Origin of the sequence: Massilia aurea (assembly GCF_040790145.1) — a bacterium.
GTDB classification, from domain to species: Bacteria; Pseudomonadota; Gammaproteobacteria; order Burkholderiales; family Burkholderiaceae_D; genus Telluria; species Telluria aurea_C.
This window is the reverse complement of the sequence record NZ_JBFMMP010000002.1, coordinates 348,513-366,253: the sequence shown is the minus strand read 5'-3', so window position 1 is coordinate 366,253 and position 17,741 is coordinate 348,513. Positions and strand designations below refer to the sequence as shown.

The 17,741-nt window shown below is 64.0% G+C and carries 17 protein-coding genes; 8 read left to right on the top strand and 9 right to left on the bottom strand.

Features of this window, described 5'->3' with window-relative positions:
* Window positions 1-35: 35 nt before the first annotated feature.
* Both AB2N08_RS06205 and AB2N08_RS06200 read right to left on the bottom strand, forming a co-directional pair.
* Window positions 36-386, bottom strand: coding sequence for a c-type cytochrome (locus AB2N08_RS06205; protein ID WP_367609758.1), 351 nt, complete (start codon window positions 384-386; stop codon window positions 36-38).
* Window positions 383-745 carry a c-type cytochrome gene (locus tag AB2N08_RS06200; RefSeq protein WP_367609757.1) on the bottom strand — a complete coding sequence of 121 codons (363 nt, stop codon included), beginning with the start codon at window positions 743-745 and terminating at the stop codon, window positions 383-385. Before AB2N08_RS06200 ends, AB2N08_RS06205 begins: the two co-directional genes overlap by 4 nt.
* 177 nt (window positions 746-922) lie before the next feature.
* Here AB2N08_RS06200 and AB2N08_RS06195 point away from each other — a divergent pair, with 177 nt between their 5' ends.
* The 4 genes from AB2N08_RS06195 to AB2N08_RS06180 all read left to right on the top strand — a co-directional run bounded on the left by AB2N08_RS06195 (window position 923) and on the right by AB2N08_RS06180 (window position 5,411).
* Window positions 923-1,780 carry an AAA family ATPase gene (locus AB2N08_RS06195; protein ID WP_367609756.1) on the top strand — a complete coding sequence of 286 codons (858 nt, stop codon included), beginning with the start codon at window positions 923-925 and terminating at the stop codon, window positions 1,778-1,780.
* 25 nt (window positions 1,781-1,805) lie between these two features.
* Complete coding sequence (locus AB2N08_RS06190) at window positions 1,806-2,975, top strand: vWA domain-containing protein (RefSeq protein WP_367609755.1); 1,170 nt, start codon at window positions 1,806-1,808, stop codon at window positions 2,973-2,975.
* A gap of 128 nt (window positions 2,976-3,103) precedes the next feature.
* Window positions 3,104-4,294: a cation:proton antiporter gene (locus AB2N08_RS06185; RefSeq protein ID WP_367609754.1), complete on the top strand. Its 1,191-nt coding sequence runs from the start codon at window positions 3,104-3,106 to the stop codon at window positions 4,292-4,294.
* The gene (locus AB2N08_RS06180; protein ID WP_367609753.1) at window positions 4,284-5,411 is read left to right on the top strand and encodes a YbdK family carboxylate-amine ligase; all 1,128 of its coding nucleotides are present in this window, start codon (window positions 4,284-4,286) and stop codon (window positions 5,409-5,411) included. Before AB2N08_RS06185 ends, AB2N08_RS06180 begins: the two co-directional genes overlap by 11 nt.
* A 10-nt stretch (window positions 5,412-5,421) precedes the next feature.
* Here the strand turns inward: AB2N08_RS06180 and AB2N08_RS06175 are convergent, their stop codons facing one another.
* From AB2N08_RS06175 to AB2N08_RS06165, 3 genes are all read right to left on the bottom strand, one after another.
* Entirely contained in the window at window positions 5,422-5,769 is a 348-nt protein-coding gene (locus AB2N08_RS06175) for a hypothetical protein (protein ID WP_367609752.1), read from the bottom strand.
* A gap of 137 nt (window positions 5,770-5,906) precedes the next feature.
* Window positions 5,907-6,917, bottom strand: a complete 1,011-nt coding sequence (locus AB2N08_RS06170; protein ID WP_367609751.1) for a gamma-glutamyl-gamma-aminobutyrate hydrolase family protein — start codon at window positions 6,915-6,917, stop codon at window positions 5,907-5,909.
* Between the two features lie 66 nt (window positions 6,918-6,983).
* Window positions 6,984-7,808 (bottom strand): response regulator, encoded by an 825-nt coding sequence (locus AB2N08_RS06165; protein WP_367609750.1) that lies wholly within the window; start codon window positions 7,806-7,808, stop codon window positions 6,984-6,986.
* Between the two features lie 174 nt (window positions 7,809-7,982).
* Between AB2N08_RS06165 and AB2N08_RS06160 the strand changes: the two genes are divergently transcribed.
* Both AB2N08_RS06160 and parC read left to right on the top strand, forming a co-directional pair.
* Window positions 7,983-9,977 carry a DNA topoisomerase IV subunit B gene (locus AB2N08_RS06160; protein ID WP_367609749.1) on the top strand — a complete coding sequence of 665 codons (1,995 nt, stop codon included), beginning with the start codon at window positions 7,983-7,985 and terminating at the stop codon, window positions 9,975-9,977.
* 101 nt (window positions 9,978-10,078) lie between these two features.
* Complete coding sequence (gene parC, locus AB2N08_RS06155) at window positions 10,079-12,418, top strand: DNA topoisomerase IV subunit A (protein WP_367609748.1); 2,340 nt, start codon at window positions 10,079-10,081, stop codon at window positions 12,416-12,418.
* A gap of 225 nt (window positions 12,419-12,643) precedes the next feature.
* Here parC and AB2N08_RS06150 read toward each other — a convergent pair whose 3' ends face one another.
* On the bottom strand, window positions 12,644-13,138 hold the full coding sequence (locus AB2N08_RS06150) for a hypothetical protein (protein ID WP_367609747.1): 495 nt from the start codon (window positions 13,136-13,138) through the stop codon (window positions 12,644-12,646).
* Window positions 13,139-13,296: 158 nt separating this feature from the next.
* The gene (locus tag AB2N08_RS06145; RefSeq protein ID WP_367609746.1) at window positions 13,297-14,718 is read right to left on the bottom strand and encodes an IgA Peptidase M64; all 1,422 of its coding nucleotides are present in this window, start codon (window positions 14,716-14,718) and stop codon (window positions 13,297-13,299) included.
* Window positions 14,719-14,871: 153 nt separating this feature from the next.
* Between AB2N08_RS06145 and AB2N08_RS06140 the strand changes: the two genes are divergently transcribed.
* Window positions 14,872-15,243, top strand: coding sequence for a hypothetical protein (locus tag AB2N08_RS06140; protein ID WP_367609745.1), 372 nt, complete (start codon window positions 14,872-14,874; stop codon window positions 15,241-15,243).
* The gene (locus AB2N08_RS06135; protein ID WP_367609744.1) at window positions 15,228-15,902 is read left to right on the top strand and encodes an alpha/beta fold hydrolase; all 675 of its coding nucleotides are present in this window, start codon (window positions 15,228-15,230) and stop codon (window positions 15,900-15,902) included. The genes AB2N08_RS06140 and AB2N08_RS06135 overlap by 16 nt, the downstream gene beginning before the upstream one ends.
* A gap of 27 nt (window positions 15,903-15,929) precedes the next feature.
* Here the strand turns inward: AB2N08_RS06135 and AB2N08_RS06130 are convergent, their stop codons facing one another.
* The gene (locus AB2N08_RS06130) at window positions 15,930-17,174 is read right to left on the bottom strand and encodes a cyanophycinase (protein WP_367609743.1); all 1,245 of its coding nucleotides are present in this window, start codon (window positions 17,172-17,174) and stop codon (window positions 15,930-15,932) included.
* A 67-nt stretch (window positions 17,175-17,241) separates the two neighbouring features.
* A complete protein-coding gene (locus AB2N08_RS06125; protein WP_367609742.1) occupies window positions 17,242-17,679 on the bottom strand; it encodes a GNAT family N-acetyltransferase in 438 nt (145 codons plus the stop codon).
* Window positions 17,680-17,741: the final 62 nt, after the last annotated feature.

Below are 17,741 nucleotides of genomic sequence, written 5' to 3'. Positions count from 1 at the left end.
TACCAGCAAGCGCCTCGTCGCGTCTCCGGCCGGGCTTATTTCTTGATCACCAGCTGGCTCGGCAAACTGCCCAGATAGGCGCCGAGATCGACCATGTCCTGGTTCGACAATGGCTGCACCAGCGCCGACATGATCGGGTTCACGCGCCCGTTCGGACCGGCGCCGCGCTTGTAGGCGCGCAGCGCGGTCGTCAGGTAGTCGGCGTGCTGCCCGGCCAGCTTGGGGTAGCTCGGGTCGATCGGCTTGTTGAAGTCGGCGCCGTGGCACGAGGCGCAGTTGTGCGTCTTGGCCAACGCCGCGCCGCGCGCGATGTCGGCGGCGCTGGCGCTTGCGGCCAGCGCGCACAAGGCCAGGGAAAAAGCGATACGCATCATCGAGGGGGTCATCGCTTGGCCACCGTCTGTTGGGAATAATAAGCCGCCACGTCGGCGATGTCCTGGTCGCTCAGCGATTTGGCAATATTGACCATGGAAGGGTGCTTGCGGTCGCCCTTGCGGTATGACTTGAGGGCCGCTTCGAGGTATTTGGCCGACTGGCCACCGATCATCGGCACCCGGTAGACTTCGGGGAAGGCGGTCTTGTAGCCACCGGCGATGCCGTGGCAGCCGATGCACATCTCGACCTTGGCGACGGCCGCCCTGGGATTGCCGACAACTTCGGCGGCCGTGCTGACGGCGCTGCCGGCGGCGCAGGCGACAGCGGCCAGTATTCGTACCAGTACCAGTGGTGCTGAACTTGTTTTCATGGGCGTCTCGTTAGTTGTAATTCGAAAACCGCAACCGCATAAAAAGTTAGCAAAGCTCTACCAACGGGCCGATTCTATCTGAAGACTTGACACCAGTCTATAAACCGGGCGGCGGCGGCGCGCTGGAGGTTATGGCATATACTTCCAGCCACCGACCGACTCGACAAAGCACCCGCCATGCAAGCTGCTCCCCGCTTCGAAGGCAGCGACAAGTACGTCGCCACCGCCGACCTGAAACTGGCCGTCAACGCGGCCCTCACACTGGGCCGCCCGCTCCTGATCAAGGGCGAGCCGGGCACCGGCAAAACCATGCTGGCCGAAGAAGTCGCCGCCGCACTGGACATGCCGCTGCTGCAGTGGCACGTCAAATCGACCACCAAGGCCCAGCAGGGCCTGTACGAATATGACGCCGTTTCGCGCCTGCGCGACTCGCAGCTGGGCGACGAGCGCGTGCGCGACATCCAGAACTACATCGTCAAGGGCGTGCTGTGGCAAGCCTTCACGGCGCCCGAGCCGGTGGTGCTGCTGATCGACGAAGTCGACAAGGCCGACATCGAGTTCCCGAACGACCTGTTGCGCGAACTCGATCGCATGGAGTTCTATGTGTACGAGACGCGCGAAATGGTCGTGGCCACCCACCGCCCGCTCGTGATCATCACGTCGAACAACGAGAAGGAACTCCCGGACGCGTTCCTGCGCCGCTGCTTCTTCCACTACATCCAGTTTCCCGACCGCGAGACGATGGCCGACATCGTCGGCGTGCACTTCCCGAACCTGCGCCAGGACTTGCTGGCTGCGGCGCTGCAAAGCTTCTATGCGCTGCGCGACGTCCCCGGCATCAAGAAGAAGCCTTCGACGTCCGAGTTTCTCGACTGGCTCAAGCTGCTGCTGGCCGAAGACGTGCCGGCCGAGGCCCTGCGCGCGAGCGGTGACGGCAAGGTTGGCATCCCGCCGCTGCACGGCGCCCTGCTCAAGAACGAGCAGGATGTCGGCCTGTTCGAGCGCCTGATGTTCATGGCGCGGAACAACCGGTGATCGCGGCGACAGCCTTGAGAACCTCATGCTGATCGATTTTTTCCGCGCCCTGCGCGAGGCCCGCGTCCCGGTCTCGATCCGCGAATTTTTGACGCTGCTCGACGCTTTGCAGAAAGGCGTGATCGCGCCCTCGCTCGACGATTTTTACTACCTCGCGCGCCTGACGCTGGTGAAGGACGAAGCCAACTTCGACAAGTTCGATCGGGTCTTTGGCGCCTGGTTTCGCGGTGTCGATGCAGTGTTCGACGAAAAGTCCGAGATACCGCTGGACTGGCTGATCAAGCGCTTCGAGCGCGAACTGACGCCGGAGCAGAAAGCGCAGCTGGAAAAATTCGGCTACGACAAACTGCAACAGCGTTTGCAAGAGCTGCTGAAAGAGCAGAAGGAACGCCACGCCGGCGGCAGCAAGTGGATCGGCACCGGCGGCACGTCACCGTTCGGGCATGGCGGCACCAATCCGGAGGGCATCCGCATCGGCGGAGAAAGCCGGAATCGCAGCGCAGTGAAAGTGTGGGACCAGCGCACCTACCGCGACTACGACGGCGAGCGCGAACTGGGCACGCGCAACCTGAAGGTGGCGCTGCGCCGCCTGCGCCGCTTCGCGCGGCAGGGCGCGGCGGATGAACTGGCACTGGACGACACGATCCGCGCCACCGCGAGCAACGCCGGCTGGCTCGACATCCGCATGCGCCCCGAGCGCAAGAACCGGATCAAGGTCGTGATGCTGTTCGACGTCGGCGGCTCGATGGACGACCATATCGAGCGCACCGAAGAACTGTTCTCGGCCGCCAGCAGCGAATTCAAGAACATGGAGTTCTACTACTTTCACAACTGCGTCTACGACTACCTCTGGAAGAACAACGCACGCCGCCACAGCGAACGCTTCGCCACCTGGGACGTACTGCGCAAGTATGCCCCCGACACGCGCGTGCTGTTCGTCGGCGACGCGACCATGAGCCCGTACGAGGTGGTGGCGCCTGGCGGTTCGGTCGAGTACAACAACGAAGAAGCCGGCGCGGTGTGGCTGGCGCGCTTCATGACGGCGTTTCCAAAGTGCGCTTGGCTCAATCCTGAGCCCGAGCATCTGTGGCAATACCGGCAGTCGATCGCGCTGATTCGCCAGATCGTGAACAACCGGATGTTTCCGATCACGCTGGAAGGGCTCGAAAGGGCGATGCGGTTGTTGAGCAAATAAGAGCAGGCGCAGTCACCAATTTGTTAACGAGCCCACGCCGTCATTTCGCAATGTGTTAGCGCGCCCACGGACGGCTGCCCTCTGCTCCGCCTACAATCGCGCAACGATAAAAACATGATGGAGACCGCATGCCCGACCTGTTGTCCGTATTGACGAACCTTGCCTGGCCGCTGGCGATCGCGCTGGCGTGGCTGGCCGGTGAATTTGGCCAGCGCTGGACCGGCCTGCCGCGCATCAGCTTCTACGGCCTGGTCGGCTTCGCGCTGGGCAGCACGCAGATCGGCGCCCTGCCCGCCGCCGACCTGGGCCCCGTCGCGCTGCTGGCCAACATCGCCTTCGGCCTGATCCTGTTCGAGCTGGGCAACCGCATCAACCTGCGCTGGCTCGTCAACAATCCGTGGATCGGCGTGGCCGGCCTGGTCGAATCCGGCCTTACTTTTCTCGCCGTATACCTCGTCGCCATTGCCTTCGGCGCCGCCCAACTCACGGCCCTGTTGATGGCCGCGCTGTCGATGGCCACCTCGCCCGCCACCGTGGTGCGGGTCATCAACGAACAAAAAAGCTCGGGCCAGATGACCGAGCGCGTGCTGCACCTGTCGGCCCAGAACTGCGTGCTGGCCGTGTTCGCGTTCAACGCCATCATCGGCGTCTGGCTGTTTCGCACCTACGACGCCATCGGCGAAGCGCTGTGGCAAAGCCTGGTGATGCTGGCCGCCTCGATCCTGGCCGGCGCCGTGTTCGGCGTGCTGATGCCGGCGCTGCTGCGCGCGATCGGCAATGCGCAGCAGGACACCACCGTCGCTTTCGCGCTGGCCGTGATCCTGCTGGTGTCGGTGTGCGACGTTGGCGGCCTGTCGCCGGTGGTCGCGGCGCTGGCCTTCGGCCTGACGGTGCGCTATCGCCGCGTGACCTTTACCCAGACCCAGCGCAATTTCGGCGCGCTCGGCGAAGTGCTGACCGTGCTGCTGTTCGTGTACGCCGCCTCGACCCTCGACTGGCGCCTGGTGGCGGCCGGCGGCATGATGGCGGTGGTCGTCGTGCTGGTGCGCCTGCTGGCCAAGACGGTCGGCGTGACCGCGTTCGCGCACCTGTCGGGCGTCACCTGGCGCAAGGGCGCGCTCACGGGCCTGGGCCTGGCGCCGCTGGCCGTGTTCGTGATCCTGATGCTCGAACATGCGCGCTACGCGGGCCTGAAGGTGGTCGACGACTTGCAGGCGATGGCTGCGGTGGCCATGCTGCTCGAAGTCTTCGGCCCGATCATCATTCAACGCGCCCTGATCTGGGCGCACGAAGCACCGGAGTCGCACCATGCCGCTTGACGCTTTTACCCCTTCCGCGCCGCTCACCTTCGGGGTCGAGCTCGAACTGCAACTGGTCAACCTGTCGGACTTCAATCTCACCGCCGCCAGTCCCGACCTGATGCACCTGTTGAAGCGCAAGCCGTTCCCCGGCAACGTCACGCCCGAGATCACCGAGAGCATGATCGAGATTAATTCGAGTGTGCACACGGCGTATGCACCGCTATTGGCCGAACTGACCGAGATCCGCGACACGCTCGTCGCGGCGAGCGACACGCTCAATATCGGCATTGCCGGCGGCGGCACGCACCCGTTCCAGCACTGGTCCGACCAGCGGATCTCGGCCAAGCCGCGCTACGAATACCTGTCGCAGCTATACGGCTACCTGGCCAAGCAGTTCACGGTGTTCGGCCAGCACGTGCACATCGGCTGCGCCAACGGCGACGATGCGATGTACCTGCTGCACGCGCTCAATCGCTACCTGCCGCATTTCATCGCGCTGTCGGCGTCATCACCGTATGTGCAGGGCCACGACAGCCTGTTTGAATCGGCGCGCCTCAATTCAGTGTTCGCGTTTCCGATGAGCGGGCGGGCGCCGTTCACGCTCAGCTGGCAAGAGTTCACCGATGTGTACTTCGCCAAGATGGAGCGCACGAACATCATCAAGAGCATGAAGGATTTTTACTGGGACCTGCGGCCGAAGCCCGAATTCGGCACGATCGAGCTGCGCGTGTGCGACACGCCGCTGACGGTGGAGCGGGCAGCAAGCCTGGCCGCCTACCTGCAGGCGCTGTGCCGGCATCTGCTGGAAAAAAAGGACGAAGCACCGGTCGAGGATGATTACCTCGTCTACAACTACAACCGCTTCCAGGCCTGTCGTTTCGGCCTCGATGGCAGCATCACGCATCCGAAAACCTACGAGAGCATCGTGATTCGCGACGACATCCTGGCCACGCTCGAACTGATGCTGCCGCACGCCGAAGCGCTGGGCAGCGTGGAGGCCCTGCAGCATCTGGCGGCGGCCGTGCATGGCGGCAGCGACGCTGCGATCCTGCGCCGCCATGCCGAGCGCGAAGGCTCGGTCGAAGGCATGGTCAATGCGGCGATCGGGCACTTCCGGGGCGCCCGCACCGCCTAGCCCACGTGCATCAGCCGGCCACCGGCACGCCCTTGCCGACCCAGCTCGTTTTCATGAAGCGTGCCAGCAGCGGCTGCCTGGCGGGCGCCGGCGGCGGCAGCTTGGCGTCGACCACATTGGCCCACTGATCGGCCAGTTGCTCGCAGGTGGCGCGCAGCACCGGGTCGATCGTGGGCAGGCGCGCCAATGCGCACAGATGACGCTCGATCACCGAGGCCAGCTTGACGCACGGCTGCTCGCCGTCGCCCCTGGCGCTGTAGTGCGACATCAGGTGCAGGAGCGAGGCGACCAGCAGCGCATCCTGGCTGCGCGGTTCGGCGGGTGTGGACGGCGCGGTATGGGCGGGGGAAATCGTCATGTGGAAGTCTCCATGGAGCGAAATAATGCGATGAGATGCGAATGATTCTCATTTCATTATTCACGCGTGGCGCGGCGAAAGCAAGCGATTTCGCACGCTTTTCAGGCGCACTTCAGTCTTGCTCCCAGGCCAGAATTTCAGAGCCGCGTTTCGCGCGCCGCACGCAGGAATTCGTCAAGCACCGGCGTACAGTCGAGCAGATCGACGCCGCCCGCGCGGTGGAACTCGGGGTGCCATTGCAGGCCCATCACGAAGTTGGCGCGCTGGTAGCGGATCGCCTCGACGATGCCGTCCGGCTCGGACATGGCCTCGACGCGGATATCGCGTCCCAGATCCTTGACCGCCTGGTGATGGATCGAGTTGACCATCGCCTGCTGGATGTTGGGGAACATGCGCCCCAGCGACGAGCCCTTCGGGAACACGATCGCATGGCGATGGGCATCGTACAGATCGTGCACGTGCGCCAGCGCGTCGGGGCGGTCGGTGGCGACGTCCTGGTGCAGCGTGCCGCCGAAGGCGACGTTGATCAGCTGGCAGCCGCGGCACACGCCCAGCACCGGCTTGCCGGCGTCGACGAATTCGTGCAGCAGTTCGAGTTCGTACACGTCGCGCGCCCGGTCGCCGCCCCACTCGGGGCGCGTCGGCGTTTCGGAATAGGTTTGCGGCGCGACGTCGGCCCCACCCTGCAGCACCAGGCCATCGAGGTGACGCGCGTAGTGGCGCAGCGTGATATTGCTGGGGTGGAGCAAGCCGTTGGTATTGACCGTCGGGATCATGAACACCAGCACGTCGCGTGACATCACCCACTGGGCAATGGACTCCTCGAGATACTGAAGATTCTTGCTGAGCAGGCCCTTGGCGCCGGCTTCTGGGTGGAAGATGCGGGCCGAGACGCCGATATGCAGCGTGCGCTGCATGAAGTCGCGATTGAACCGTTCGCGCAGCGAGCGAAAACGCGACGTGATGACCCGGCCCGCCAGGGCCACCGGGTTGTCGCCATCGCGCAGGTAGCGGGCCGGGCCACGCGATGTGTGGCCGCCGCTGGCGCGCCGGTCGGGCACGCGCACGCGCGATTCGCGACGTTCGTCGATATCCGCCTCGGGCGGCGGGTCGTCTTGATTGCGCTTGATTGGTTCGTCTTCGGCCATGTGAATAATATAACTTCGTCAACGCCGCGCACGATTCAAAGTTGTTACAAAACGTCGTTCAGACGGTCACACCGGGACATCGAGCAGCTTCTGGAAGGTTTGCATCAGGTGGCGCCCGGCCACGGGCGTCTGGAGCAGTCCGCGCGCACCGGCCAGCCGGGCGCGGGCGCTGTCGTAGTGAAACGATGGCTCGACCAGGAACACCACGGGCGTGCGCCCTGCCCCCTCCTGCGATTTGATCGACGAGCACAGCGCATATGGTTCGATGCGGGCGGCCGCCGTGTTGATCAACACCAGCGCAATCGGCGTCTCATCGCACAGGCGCACGGCGGCAGACAAGCTGTCGGTCCACTCGACGTCGATCCGGCGCGGCTCGAGCACCCGCGCCACCTGATTGCGCAGGCCGCACTCCCGATCGACGATCAACACGGCGCCATCGACCGGGCCACGGCGCAGTCGCGTGTAGAATGCGGGCGTTTCGCGGTCCGGCGCCAGGCGCGGGCGGCGGCGCCGTTCGGCCAGCACGCGGCGAGCGCGGGCGCCCTGCTGGGCCAGCGCATGCACCCGGGTGTCGAGCAGTTCGGCCAGCCGCTGATGCAGCGCCAGGTGGTCGAGCGGGCGCGCCAGGGTCGGCCAGGCGCTGGGCTCGCGGCCACCGATGACCAGCGCCGGCTGCAGCGCATCGGGTGGCCGGCACGCCAGTTGTGCGAGGGCAATAGTGCTATCGCCGTTGGCAATGAGCAGATCCGGCTCTTGCAAACTATCGGCATGCAGGCAAGAATACGACGGCCCCGCGCCCGGCGCGCCGTCCAGAAGCGCCGCCAGCCGCACGGTTTCGAGCACATCGAAACCGATCGGCCGCACGGTGAACAGACAATGGGTTCGCTGCATCGGGACCTACCCTCCTGGCATCGATTATGTGTATTCCAGCTTAATCTAGCACAAAGGTGCGAAGCGAAAAGCACGACATAAGCGCAAAATACTGTATATTTATACAGTTAAAAAGCATTTCCTTTTCCGCTCGACAAGATAGAATGCGAACGCATTCTACAAATACTCTTCAAGATGGCCTCCAAGAAACCCGCTCCAGACTACAGCGAATCATCCATCCGCGTCCTCAAGGGACTCGAACCTGTGAAACAGCGTCCGGGCATGTACACCCGCACGGAAAATCCGCTCCACATCATCCAGGAAGTGATCGACAACGCCTCCGACGAGGCGCTGGGTGGCTATTGCAAGAACATTGGCGTCACGATGAACCCGGACGGCTCGATCACGGTCGAGGACGATGGCCGCGGCATCCCGGTCGGCATCCACCCGGAAGAAGGCGTTTCCACGGTCGAAATCGTGTTTACGCGCCTGCACGCCGGCGGCAAGTTCGACAAGGGCTCAGGCGGCGCCTATGCGTTCTCGGGCGGCCTGCACGGCGTGGGCGTCTCGGTCACCAATGCGCTGTCCAAGCGCCTCGAGATCGAGGTCTGGCGCCGCGATGACCAGGGCAACGGCCAGCACAAGCTGGTGTTCGCCGCCGGCGACGTGATCGAACCATTGACGTCGGCCCCGTTCGAGCGCGGCGGCAAGAAGAACGGCACGCGCGTCACCGCCTGGCCGGACGGTAAATACTTCGATTCGCCGACCATCCCGATGGGCGACCTGCAACGCCTGCTGCGCTCGAAAGCCGTGCTGCTGCCGGGCGTGACGGTCACGCTCACCAATGCCAAGGGCGAAGTACAAACCTGGCGCTACGACGAGGGCCTGCGCGGCTACCTGACCGAAGCGCTGGCGCAAAGCTCGAACGGCGAAACGCTGATCCCGCTGTTCGAAGGCGCGCAGTACGCCCCTGCAGGCGATGACAGTTTCGCCGAGGGCGAAGGCGCGGCCTGGGTCGTGGCCTGGACCGAAGAAGGCGGCGTGGTGCGCGAATCGTACGTCAACCTGATCCCCACCGTCAGCGGCGGCACCCACGAAGCGGGCCTGCGCGACGGCCTGTATGGCGCGGTAAAAAACTTCGTCGAGCTGCATGGCTTGCTGCCAAAGGGCGTCAAGCTGCTGCCCGAAGACGTGTTCGCGCGCGTCTCGTTCGTGTTGTCGGCCAAGGTGCTCGACCCGCAATTCCAGGGCCAGACGAAAGAGCGCCTGAATTCGCGCGACGCGCTCAAGCTGGTCTCGACGTTCACCAAGCCGCCGCTCGAACTGTGGCTGAACCAGCACGTCGAATATGGCAAGAAGCTGGCCGAACTCGTGATCCGCCAGGCGCAGTCGCGTCTGCGCTCGCTGCAGAAAGTCGAAAAGAAAAAATCGTCCGGCGTGGCTGTCTTGCCGGGCAAGCTGACCGATTGCGAATCGAACGACATCACGCGCAATGAGCTGTTCCTGGTCGAGGGCGACTCGGCAGGCGGCTCGGCCAAGATGGGCCGCGACAAAGAGTTCCAGGCCATCCTGCCGCTGCGCGGCAAGGTGCTCAACTCGTGGGAAACCGACCGCGATCGCCTGTTCGCCAACAATGAAATCCACGATATCTCGGTGGCGATCGGCGTCGACCCACACAGCGCGGGCGACTCGCCCGACCTCTCCGGTCTGCGCTACGGCAAGATCTGCATCCTGTCCGATGCGGACGTCGACGGCTCGCACATCCAGGTGCTGCTGCTCACTTTGTTCTTCAAACACTTCCCGGCGCTGTTCGCAAACGGGAACATCTGCATCGCGCGGCCGCCGCTGTTCCGCGTCGACGTGCCCGCGCGCGGCAAGAAGCCGATCCAGAAGCTGTATGCGCTCGATTCGGGCGAGCTGCTGGCGATCGAGGACAAGCTGAAAAAAGAAGGCCTGAAAGAAGGCGTGTGGAGCATTTCGCGCTTCAAGGGCCTCGGCGAGATGAACGCCGAGCAGCTGTGGGAAACGACCATGAACCCGGACACGCGCCGCCTGCTGCCAGTCTTTTTGGGCGAGTACGACCACACCGAATCGTCGGCGCGCTTCAATATGCTGATGGGTAAAGGCGAGGCCGCCGCACGCCGCGCGTGGATCGAGGAACACGGGAACGAGACCGAGGCGGATATCTAATGAGGTTGATGGTTTGCTAGCTGTACTTGGATTCCCGCCTTCGCGGGAATCCAAGACAGCACCGCCCCCACATACGCCCGCAGAAAATCGAACAAGACACCATGACCAACCAACCAAGTCTCTTTGAACAGCAACACGAGCCGACCGATGTCGAGACGCTCACCCTCTCCACCTTCGCCGAGCGCGCCTACCTCGATTACGCCGTCTCGGTGGTCAAGGGCCGCGCGCTGCCGGACGTGTCGGACGGCCAGAAGCCGGTCCAGCGCCGCATCCTGTACGCGATGAATGAACTTGGCCTGGGCCCGACCGCCAAGCCGCGCAAGTCCGCCGCCGTGGTCGGCGACGTGCTCGGCAAGCTCCACCCGCATGGCGACCAGTCGGTGTACGACGCGCTGGTGCGCATGGCGCAAGACTTTTCGCTGCGCTACCCGCTGATCGACGGCCAGGGCAACTTCGGCTCGCGCGACGGCGACGGCGCGGCGGCGATGCGCTACACCGAAGCACGCCTGACGCCCATTGCCCGCATCCTGATGGATGAAATCGACATGGGCACGGTCGACTCGCAGCCGAACTACGACGGCTCGACCACCGAGCCGCGCACGCTGCCGGCGCGCCTGCCAATGGTGCTGCTCAACGGCGCCTCGGGCATCGCGGTCGGCCTGGCCACCGAGATCCCGTCCCACAATCTGCGCGAAGTGGCCGCTGCTGCGGTGACCATGATCCGCAATCCGAAAATGACGCACGCCGAGCTGATGACCATCGTTCCCGGCCCGGATTTCCCGGGCGGCGGGCAGATCATCACGCCGGCATCGACCATCGCCGACATGTATGCGGTCGGGCGCGGCTCGATGAAGGTGCGTGCGCGCTGGAAGATCGAAGAGCTAGCGCGCGGCCAGTGGCAAGCGGTGGTGTACGAACTGCCGCCGGGCTGCTCGTCGCAGCGCGTGCTGGAAGAAATCGAAGAGCTGACCAACCCGAAGGTCAAGGCCGGCAAAAAGGCCCTGCTGCCCGAGCAGCTCGCGCTGAAGAACACCGTGCTGGGCGCGCTCGACACGGTGCGCGACGAGTCGGGCCGCGAAGCCGCGGTGCGCCTGGTGTTCGAGCCGAAGTCGAAGAACCAGGACCAGAACGAATTCATGCTGATGCTGCTCGCGCACACGTCGCTCGAGTCGTCCAGCCCGATCAATATGGTGATGATCGGCGGCGACGGCCGGCCGCGTCAGAAGGGCCTGGGCACGATCATCCAGGAGTGGATCGACTACCGATTCACCACGATCCGCCGCCGCACCGATTTCAAGCTGGCCAAGGTCAATGACCGCATCCACATTCTTGAAGGCCGCGAGACCGTCCTGCTGAACATCGACAAGGTCATCGCCATCATCCGTAACTCGGATGAACCGAAGGCCGCGCTGATCGAGGAATTCCGCCTGAGCGAACGCCAGGCCGAAGACATCCTCGAGATCCGCCTGCGCCAGCTGGCGCGCCTGGAAGCGATCAAGATCCAGCAAGAGCTGCTTGACCTGCGCGGCGAGAAGGAAAAGCTGCAGGACATCCTCGAAAACCCAACGTCGATGAAACGCCTGATCATTCGCGAAATCGAAGCCGACGCCAAGCAGTTCGGGGACGAGCGCCGCACCGTGATCGAAGAAGCCCAGCGCGCCGTCGCCGAGCAGAAGGTCATCGACGAACCGGTCACCGTGATCGTGTCCGAAAAAGGCTGGGTGCGCGCACGCACCGGCATCGGCCACGACCCGGCGCAGTTCGCGTTCAAGGCCGGCGACTCGCTGTACAAGGCATTCGAGTGCCGCACGGTCGACCATCTGCTTGGCATTGGCGACAACGGCAAGGTGTACTCGGTGCCGGTGGCCGCGCTGCCCGGTTCGCGCGGCGACGGCGTGCCGATCACCACGCTGGTCGACCTGTCGGGCGGCATCCGCATCTTGCACTACTTCGCGGGCAATCCGGAAACGCGCCTGCTGCTGTCGACGTCGGACGCCTTCGGCTTCATCACCAGGGCGGGCGACATGGTCAGCCGTCTGAAGGGCGGCAAGTCGTTCATCACCCTGAACGACGGCGCCACGCCGCTGCCGCCACGGATCGTGACCGACACCTGCGGCGCGATCGCCTGCCTGTCCGAAAAGGGACGCGTGCTGGTGTTCGGCATCGACGAGATGAAGGTGCTGACCAATGGCGGCCGGGGCGTGATCCTGATGGAGCTCGAGCCGAAAGAAGCGATGCTGGCAGCGCAGCCGATCAACCAGAAAGGGTTGAACGTGCTGGGCACGTGGGCCGGCGACAAGGCGCGCACGGTGGAGTTGTTTGCGTCAGGGCTGGAGCCGCACTTCGGCAAGCGCTCGCGCAAAGGCAAGGCCTTGTCGGCACGCCTGAAGGCGCATGATCTGGCGATGCGGGCATCCGAAGCAGATGCTGTGAAAACGTAAGGGGCACACAGCCGGTGTCAGGTCTGACATTCAGACACGACCTCAGCCTTAGCTTCTTCCAATGATGTCTCGCCTGAAATCAGCATGGCGCGGCGCGAGCTAGTTCGGGCTGCCCGACTGTCGAGATCGTGTCCGAATGTCAGACCTGACCCTCGCTTTTTGGCCTTCGATATTCGAACAAAAAAAATGCCGGCTGAGCCGGCATTTTTCATTCAAGCGACTTGCTTAGTTTTTTGCAGCAGCCTTGTGCACATCAGCCTGGGCTTCAGCGCGGACCTGTTCGGTCTTGGCAGAAGCAGTTGCTTTATCAGCAGCGGCGTCTACCTGTGCTTTCAGCACTTTTTCGTCAGCTTTGATCATTTTCTTCTCGGCCTTCAGGTTGGCGTCGGCAACCTTGCCTTCGGCCTTGGCCAGTGCCTTGGCGCGGTCTTCAGGATCGGCCTTGGCGACGCTGGCGGCAGCGTCGGTGTGGGTCTTGACCAGCTTGGCGTGGGCATCGCCCTTGGCTTCCGACGCCTTGGCGACGGTCTTGTTCAGCTTCTGGTCAGCTTTGACAGCCGTCTTGATTTCTTTTTGCTCAGCCTTGATGACGTCTTTTTCGGCGCTGGCTTCCGCCTTGACGATGCGGTTGTCCGCAGCGGTGGTGGTTGGTGCGGTGGTCTGGGCGTGGGCAGCGGTAACCATCAGGCCGGCGATGAGGGTAGCGATCAGTTTGTTCATGATGTGTTTCCTTTTTGGTGGTCGCTGTACAGAGCGGGTTGCCTGTGCAGTCGTTGTTGTTATTCAATGTCGTTCTTCAGTGAGTTCAGAATACGACGCCGGGTCGGTCCCGTCTGTTAGCCACCACACGCAGAAATTGTCAGAGTTGTAAGCAAAGATTACTGGCGAACAGGCCCCGCATACAGGTCAATGATGTCCGTTACGCCATCTTGGCACACCGGACAGAACGCTTCGCTGCGGTCGAACATCAGGCACTGCATCGCCGGCCGGTAGTAACCACTGGCCTCATAGTTGGCGCCCTCGAACGCGCCGATTGCGTGACGGTGCGGCTGCTGGTCGAACAGCGCATCGGTCGCTTTGAGGTCTTCATGGAACAAGGCGCTCATCTCTGATTCGGGCCGGTTCGCTTCGCGCAGCGCGGCGCGCTTCTTCTGGTAGGCGCGCGATGCTTCTTCGTACTCGGCCTTCGGCCATGGCGTCGGCAGTGGCGTGCCATCTTTCACATGCCGCTTCCATTTGATATTGGCCGGGTCGCGCAGCGCCGTGACATTCGGCTCCCACGGTTCGATGCGCCCGCTTGCTGCAGCGTAGGCCACCGGCGACGTGTAGTACTCGTCGGCCAGGCCCGCGAAGTGGTGGCCGAATTCGTGCACGAACAGGTAGTCGGCCCAGTCATTGCTCGCCGCTGCGGTGCTGAACTGGCCGAAGATGCCGCCGCCGCCGTAGGTTTCGTTGTTCACCAGGATTTCGATGAACTCATACGGCGCGTGCTGGGCGATGTCGCGCAGCGCGCGGTTGTCCAGCGTGAGCACATAGCGCTCGCTGCCAAAGATATCGTAGCGCGTGCCCAGCGCCGATGCGTGATGCACGCCGGTCGATGGCCGGCTGATGCCCGATTGCTCGGTCGGCACGGCCAGCGCCCAGACGTTGAAATCCTTCGCGCGCTCCTTGAAGGGCGAGACCGAAAACAGGTGTGTAGACAGGCGCCGCGCATCCTGTTCGAACTTTTTCATTTCTTTTTGCGTGTAGCCGTCGCCCATGATCAGCAGGTCGACCTTGTCGGGCGACGGGCCGCTGACCTGGATCGGGATCGGCTTGGCGGCCGGCGGCGGCTGACGCTTGATCACGTCCGGCGCGTTCGGATCGACGTCGATGCTCCAGGCGACCGAGAACTGGTTGCGTTCGTCGCGCTTGAGGATGCGCACGCGCACCGGCTGCGAGAAGTCGGGAAAGCGCACCGACTCACTGAAGCTGCGGCTGATGCGCCCCGCCTCTTCGGTGGTGCGCCATTCGCCGAACACGGTCGAGAAGCCGCGCGAGTACAGAACGTCGCCGGTCTTGGCGTCGACCACTTCGACCCGGTTCTGGCCGCGATTGGTGTCGTCCAGGTTGCGCGCGGCGCTGCCCGGCCAGGGCAACGGTTCGATGACGACGCGTTCGATCGCGTAGCTGTCGGATAAGGCGTTGCCGCTGTGGGTGTAGTCCAGGCGAACCGTGGCCGGCTGCGCGGCGTGGGCAAGTGAAGCAAACGAGGCCAGCGCGCCAAGCAGCAGCGCAGCGAAGGAGTGGAACAGGCGCATCGCGATTCCTTAACAAATAGATCGCGCTATTCTAAGCCCGCCGCGGCCCATGGCGACGGCGCCGCCTGTCAGAATTGCCAGGGCGGGCAGATTGACGCCGCACGGCCGCCACGCCAGAATCGAGCGGGTCACCCTTGCCCATCTGGAGCTCCAATGTTTCGCCTGCGCGCCTGTCTTGTTGTTCCGCTGTTGAGCGCCTGCTTCGCCCACGCCGCCCCGGCCTGTACGCCGGGCCAGCCGGTCGCTGAAAGCGGCTTCGTCGACATCAACGGCCTTGCCCAGTGGGTCACCGTCAGCGGCGACGACTGCGCCAATCCGGTGCTGCTGTACGTGCACGGCGGCCCGGGCAACCCAACCTCGGTGTTCGGCGCCGGTCCCTATGCAGCGTGGCGCAAGCACATCACGCTGGCGCAGTGGGACCAGCGCGGCAGCGGCATGACCTGGGGCCGGCACCGTCCCCCTGAGGACGTGCCCCTGAGCGTGGAGCAACTGCGCGACGATGGCGTCAGGTGGCGCGCCACCTGACGCAGCGCTTCGGCAAGCGCAAGGTCATCCTGCTGGGCAGCTCGTGGGGCTCGATGATCGGCGCCCACATGGCCAAGGAAAAGCCGGAGCTGTTCTGCGCCTATGTCGGCGTGGCCCAGCTGGTGAGCTACCGGGACAATGCCACGTCATGGAGCACTGTCATTGCACGCGCACGGGCGGCGGGCGACAGCGCCACCGTCACGCAACTGGAGGCGCTCGGCCCGCCGCCCTGGACCAATCCGCGCAACTTCGGCATCGTGCGGCGCGCCGTGCGCAAGTACGAGGCTTTGAACATCGACCCGACCCCGGCAGCCTGGTTCGAGGTCCTGCCGCAGTACGCCACGCCGCAGGCGAAGGCCGACTACACCGAGGGCGAGGATTATTCGTTCCTGAAGTTCGTCGGCTGGAAAGGCGACGGCATGGCGTCCACGATGGACTTGTACCGCCTGGGCACGCGCTTCGCGCTGCCGGTTTATCTGGTGCAGGGCAAGGAAGACCTGCTGACCGAGCCGAAGGTCACGCGCCGCTTCTTCGAGGCGATTCAAGCGCCGGACAAGGCGCTGGTCGAGGTGCCGCGCGCCGGCCACGATCCGAACGGGCCGCTGATCGACGCGCAGCGCCAGGTGCTGGCCGAGCGGCTGCACTGGCGCTGCAACTGAGCGGCGGCAGGCAGACAGACAGGCAGGTCAGCGATACTGATACAACGGTTTCTGCACCACGATCGGCCGGATATCGAGCCGCACGTTATAGACCGAATAGGCTTCGCTGAACGCCGACTGGTAGCCGACCGTTTCACCCACGCGCCCTAGCTTGAACTCGAAGCCAAGGTCGGGCCGGTCGGCATTCGGGCTGTCGAGCGACAGGCCGATCGCGTCGAGCTGGTCGCTGTCGATCAGCTTGGACATCAGGTCGACCACCGTGCCATTGCCGAGGATATCAGCCGAGAATAGCGGCCCGCGCCAGTACGGCTTGTTGGCATCGAGCTTGCCGTGCACTTTCTCGGGCGCCGGCGTGAATGCCTTGCTGTCCAGGTTGAAGCGGTCGCCGTTGTCGAGATAGCTCAGCCGGCCATTACTGAGATTGAAGGTGCCGTCACGCGTAGCGGCGTTGCTCAGGTCGACCAGCAGCGCGCCGCGGTAGCCGAGCACCTCGACGTCGCGCTTGGGGCCCACGACCATCGCCGTGTTCTCGTCGATGCCCAGGCCAATCTTGTAGCCCTTGGCGAGCATGGCCGGCAGCATGCGCGCGAAGCGCCCGCGTACCAGCAGGTGCTGGTCGATGAAAACGTCGTCGCCGATGAAGCCCAGGCCGCGCGTGATCTGGCGCCCGTCGGCCACGCCATGCTGCAGCGTGCCCAGCACCGAACGCGGGTGGCCGAACATCGTGGCACTCATGATGGCGGCGCCGGCGCTCGAGCCGGCGATGACGCCGCCGCGCCGGTACATATCCCACAATGCGTCGAGCATCTGCGTGTTGCTGCCATCGGGCCGGCGCAAGGCGCCCGTGATGCGCGCCTGGTCGCCACCCGAAAAATAGGCGCCGCCGGCCGTGCGCACCGCCTGCGCCAGCGCAGGGTCTTCGGCAGCGGCGCGCACGTCGGCGCCATCGAGGTGTTCGGCCACCGGGACGAAGAAGGCGTCGGCGCCATGCCGGTTCAGCCGTTCGATAAGGTAGTTGCCGGCGCGTTCAGGGCTGGCCGAGGCGGACGCGAAGACGGCGATGCGGGCATTCTTGCCACCGGCAAGCTGCACGATGCGCGCCCAGACGGCGTCGTTATCGTCACGCAAGGCGCCGCCGATGATCACAAGCGAGCCCTTCGGCTGCGGTAGCGAAATCTCGGCAGCGTGACTGGCACAGCCGATAACGGCGGCCAGCGCCAGCGTGGCATGGACAATGGTATGGAGAACAACACGGACGACAGATTGGAACATGTGGCTTCCCCTGATGAGTCATCAGCGTAAGCCTGATTCCTGTTTCACGTCGCCATGTTGCGTGCGCTCAGGATAAATAGATGTTGGGAAAGTACCTCTCCATCAATGTCTCTGGACGCAACGGTGGCGTGAAGCCAAAGCGTTCGTACAAGCTGTGGCAGTCCGACGTGGCCAGCGTGAAGCGGCGCAGTTTTTGCAGGCTGGGATGCCGCATGACGACGCCGATCATTTGCTTGCCGTAACCGCGACCACGGTGCTCAGGGACGACGAACACGTCCACCAGATTGGCAAAGGTGGCGAAATCGGTGATCACGCGCGCAAACGCGATCTGGCGACCGTCGAGGTAGCCGCCGAAGCACAGCGAGTTTTCGATGGCGCGCTCGACAACGGGTCGCGCTATGCCCACGGCCCAGGTGGACTGCTCGCTCAGGAAGCGATAGATCATCGGGATGTCGAGCAGGGTCTGGTCGGTGCTGACCTGAAAGCTGGAATCGTTCGTAATCATGGCCTGGAAAGATTGACAAAAAATTTATTCTAGCGCCGATCGGCAGCGACGCAAACGGCGAT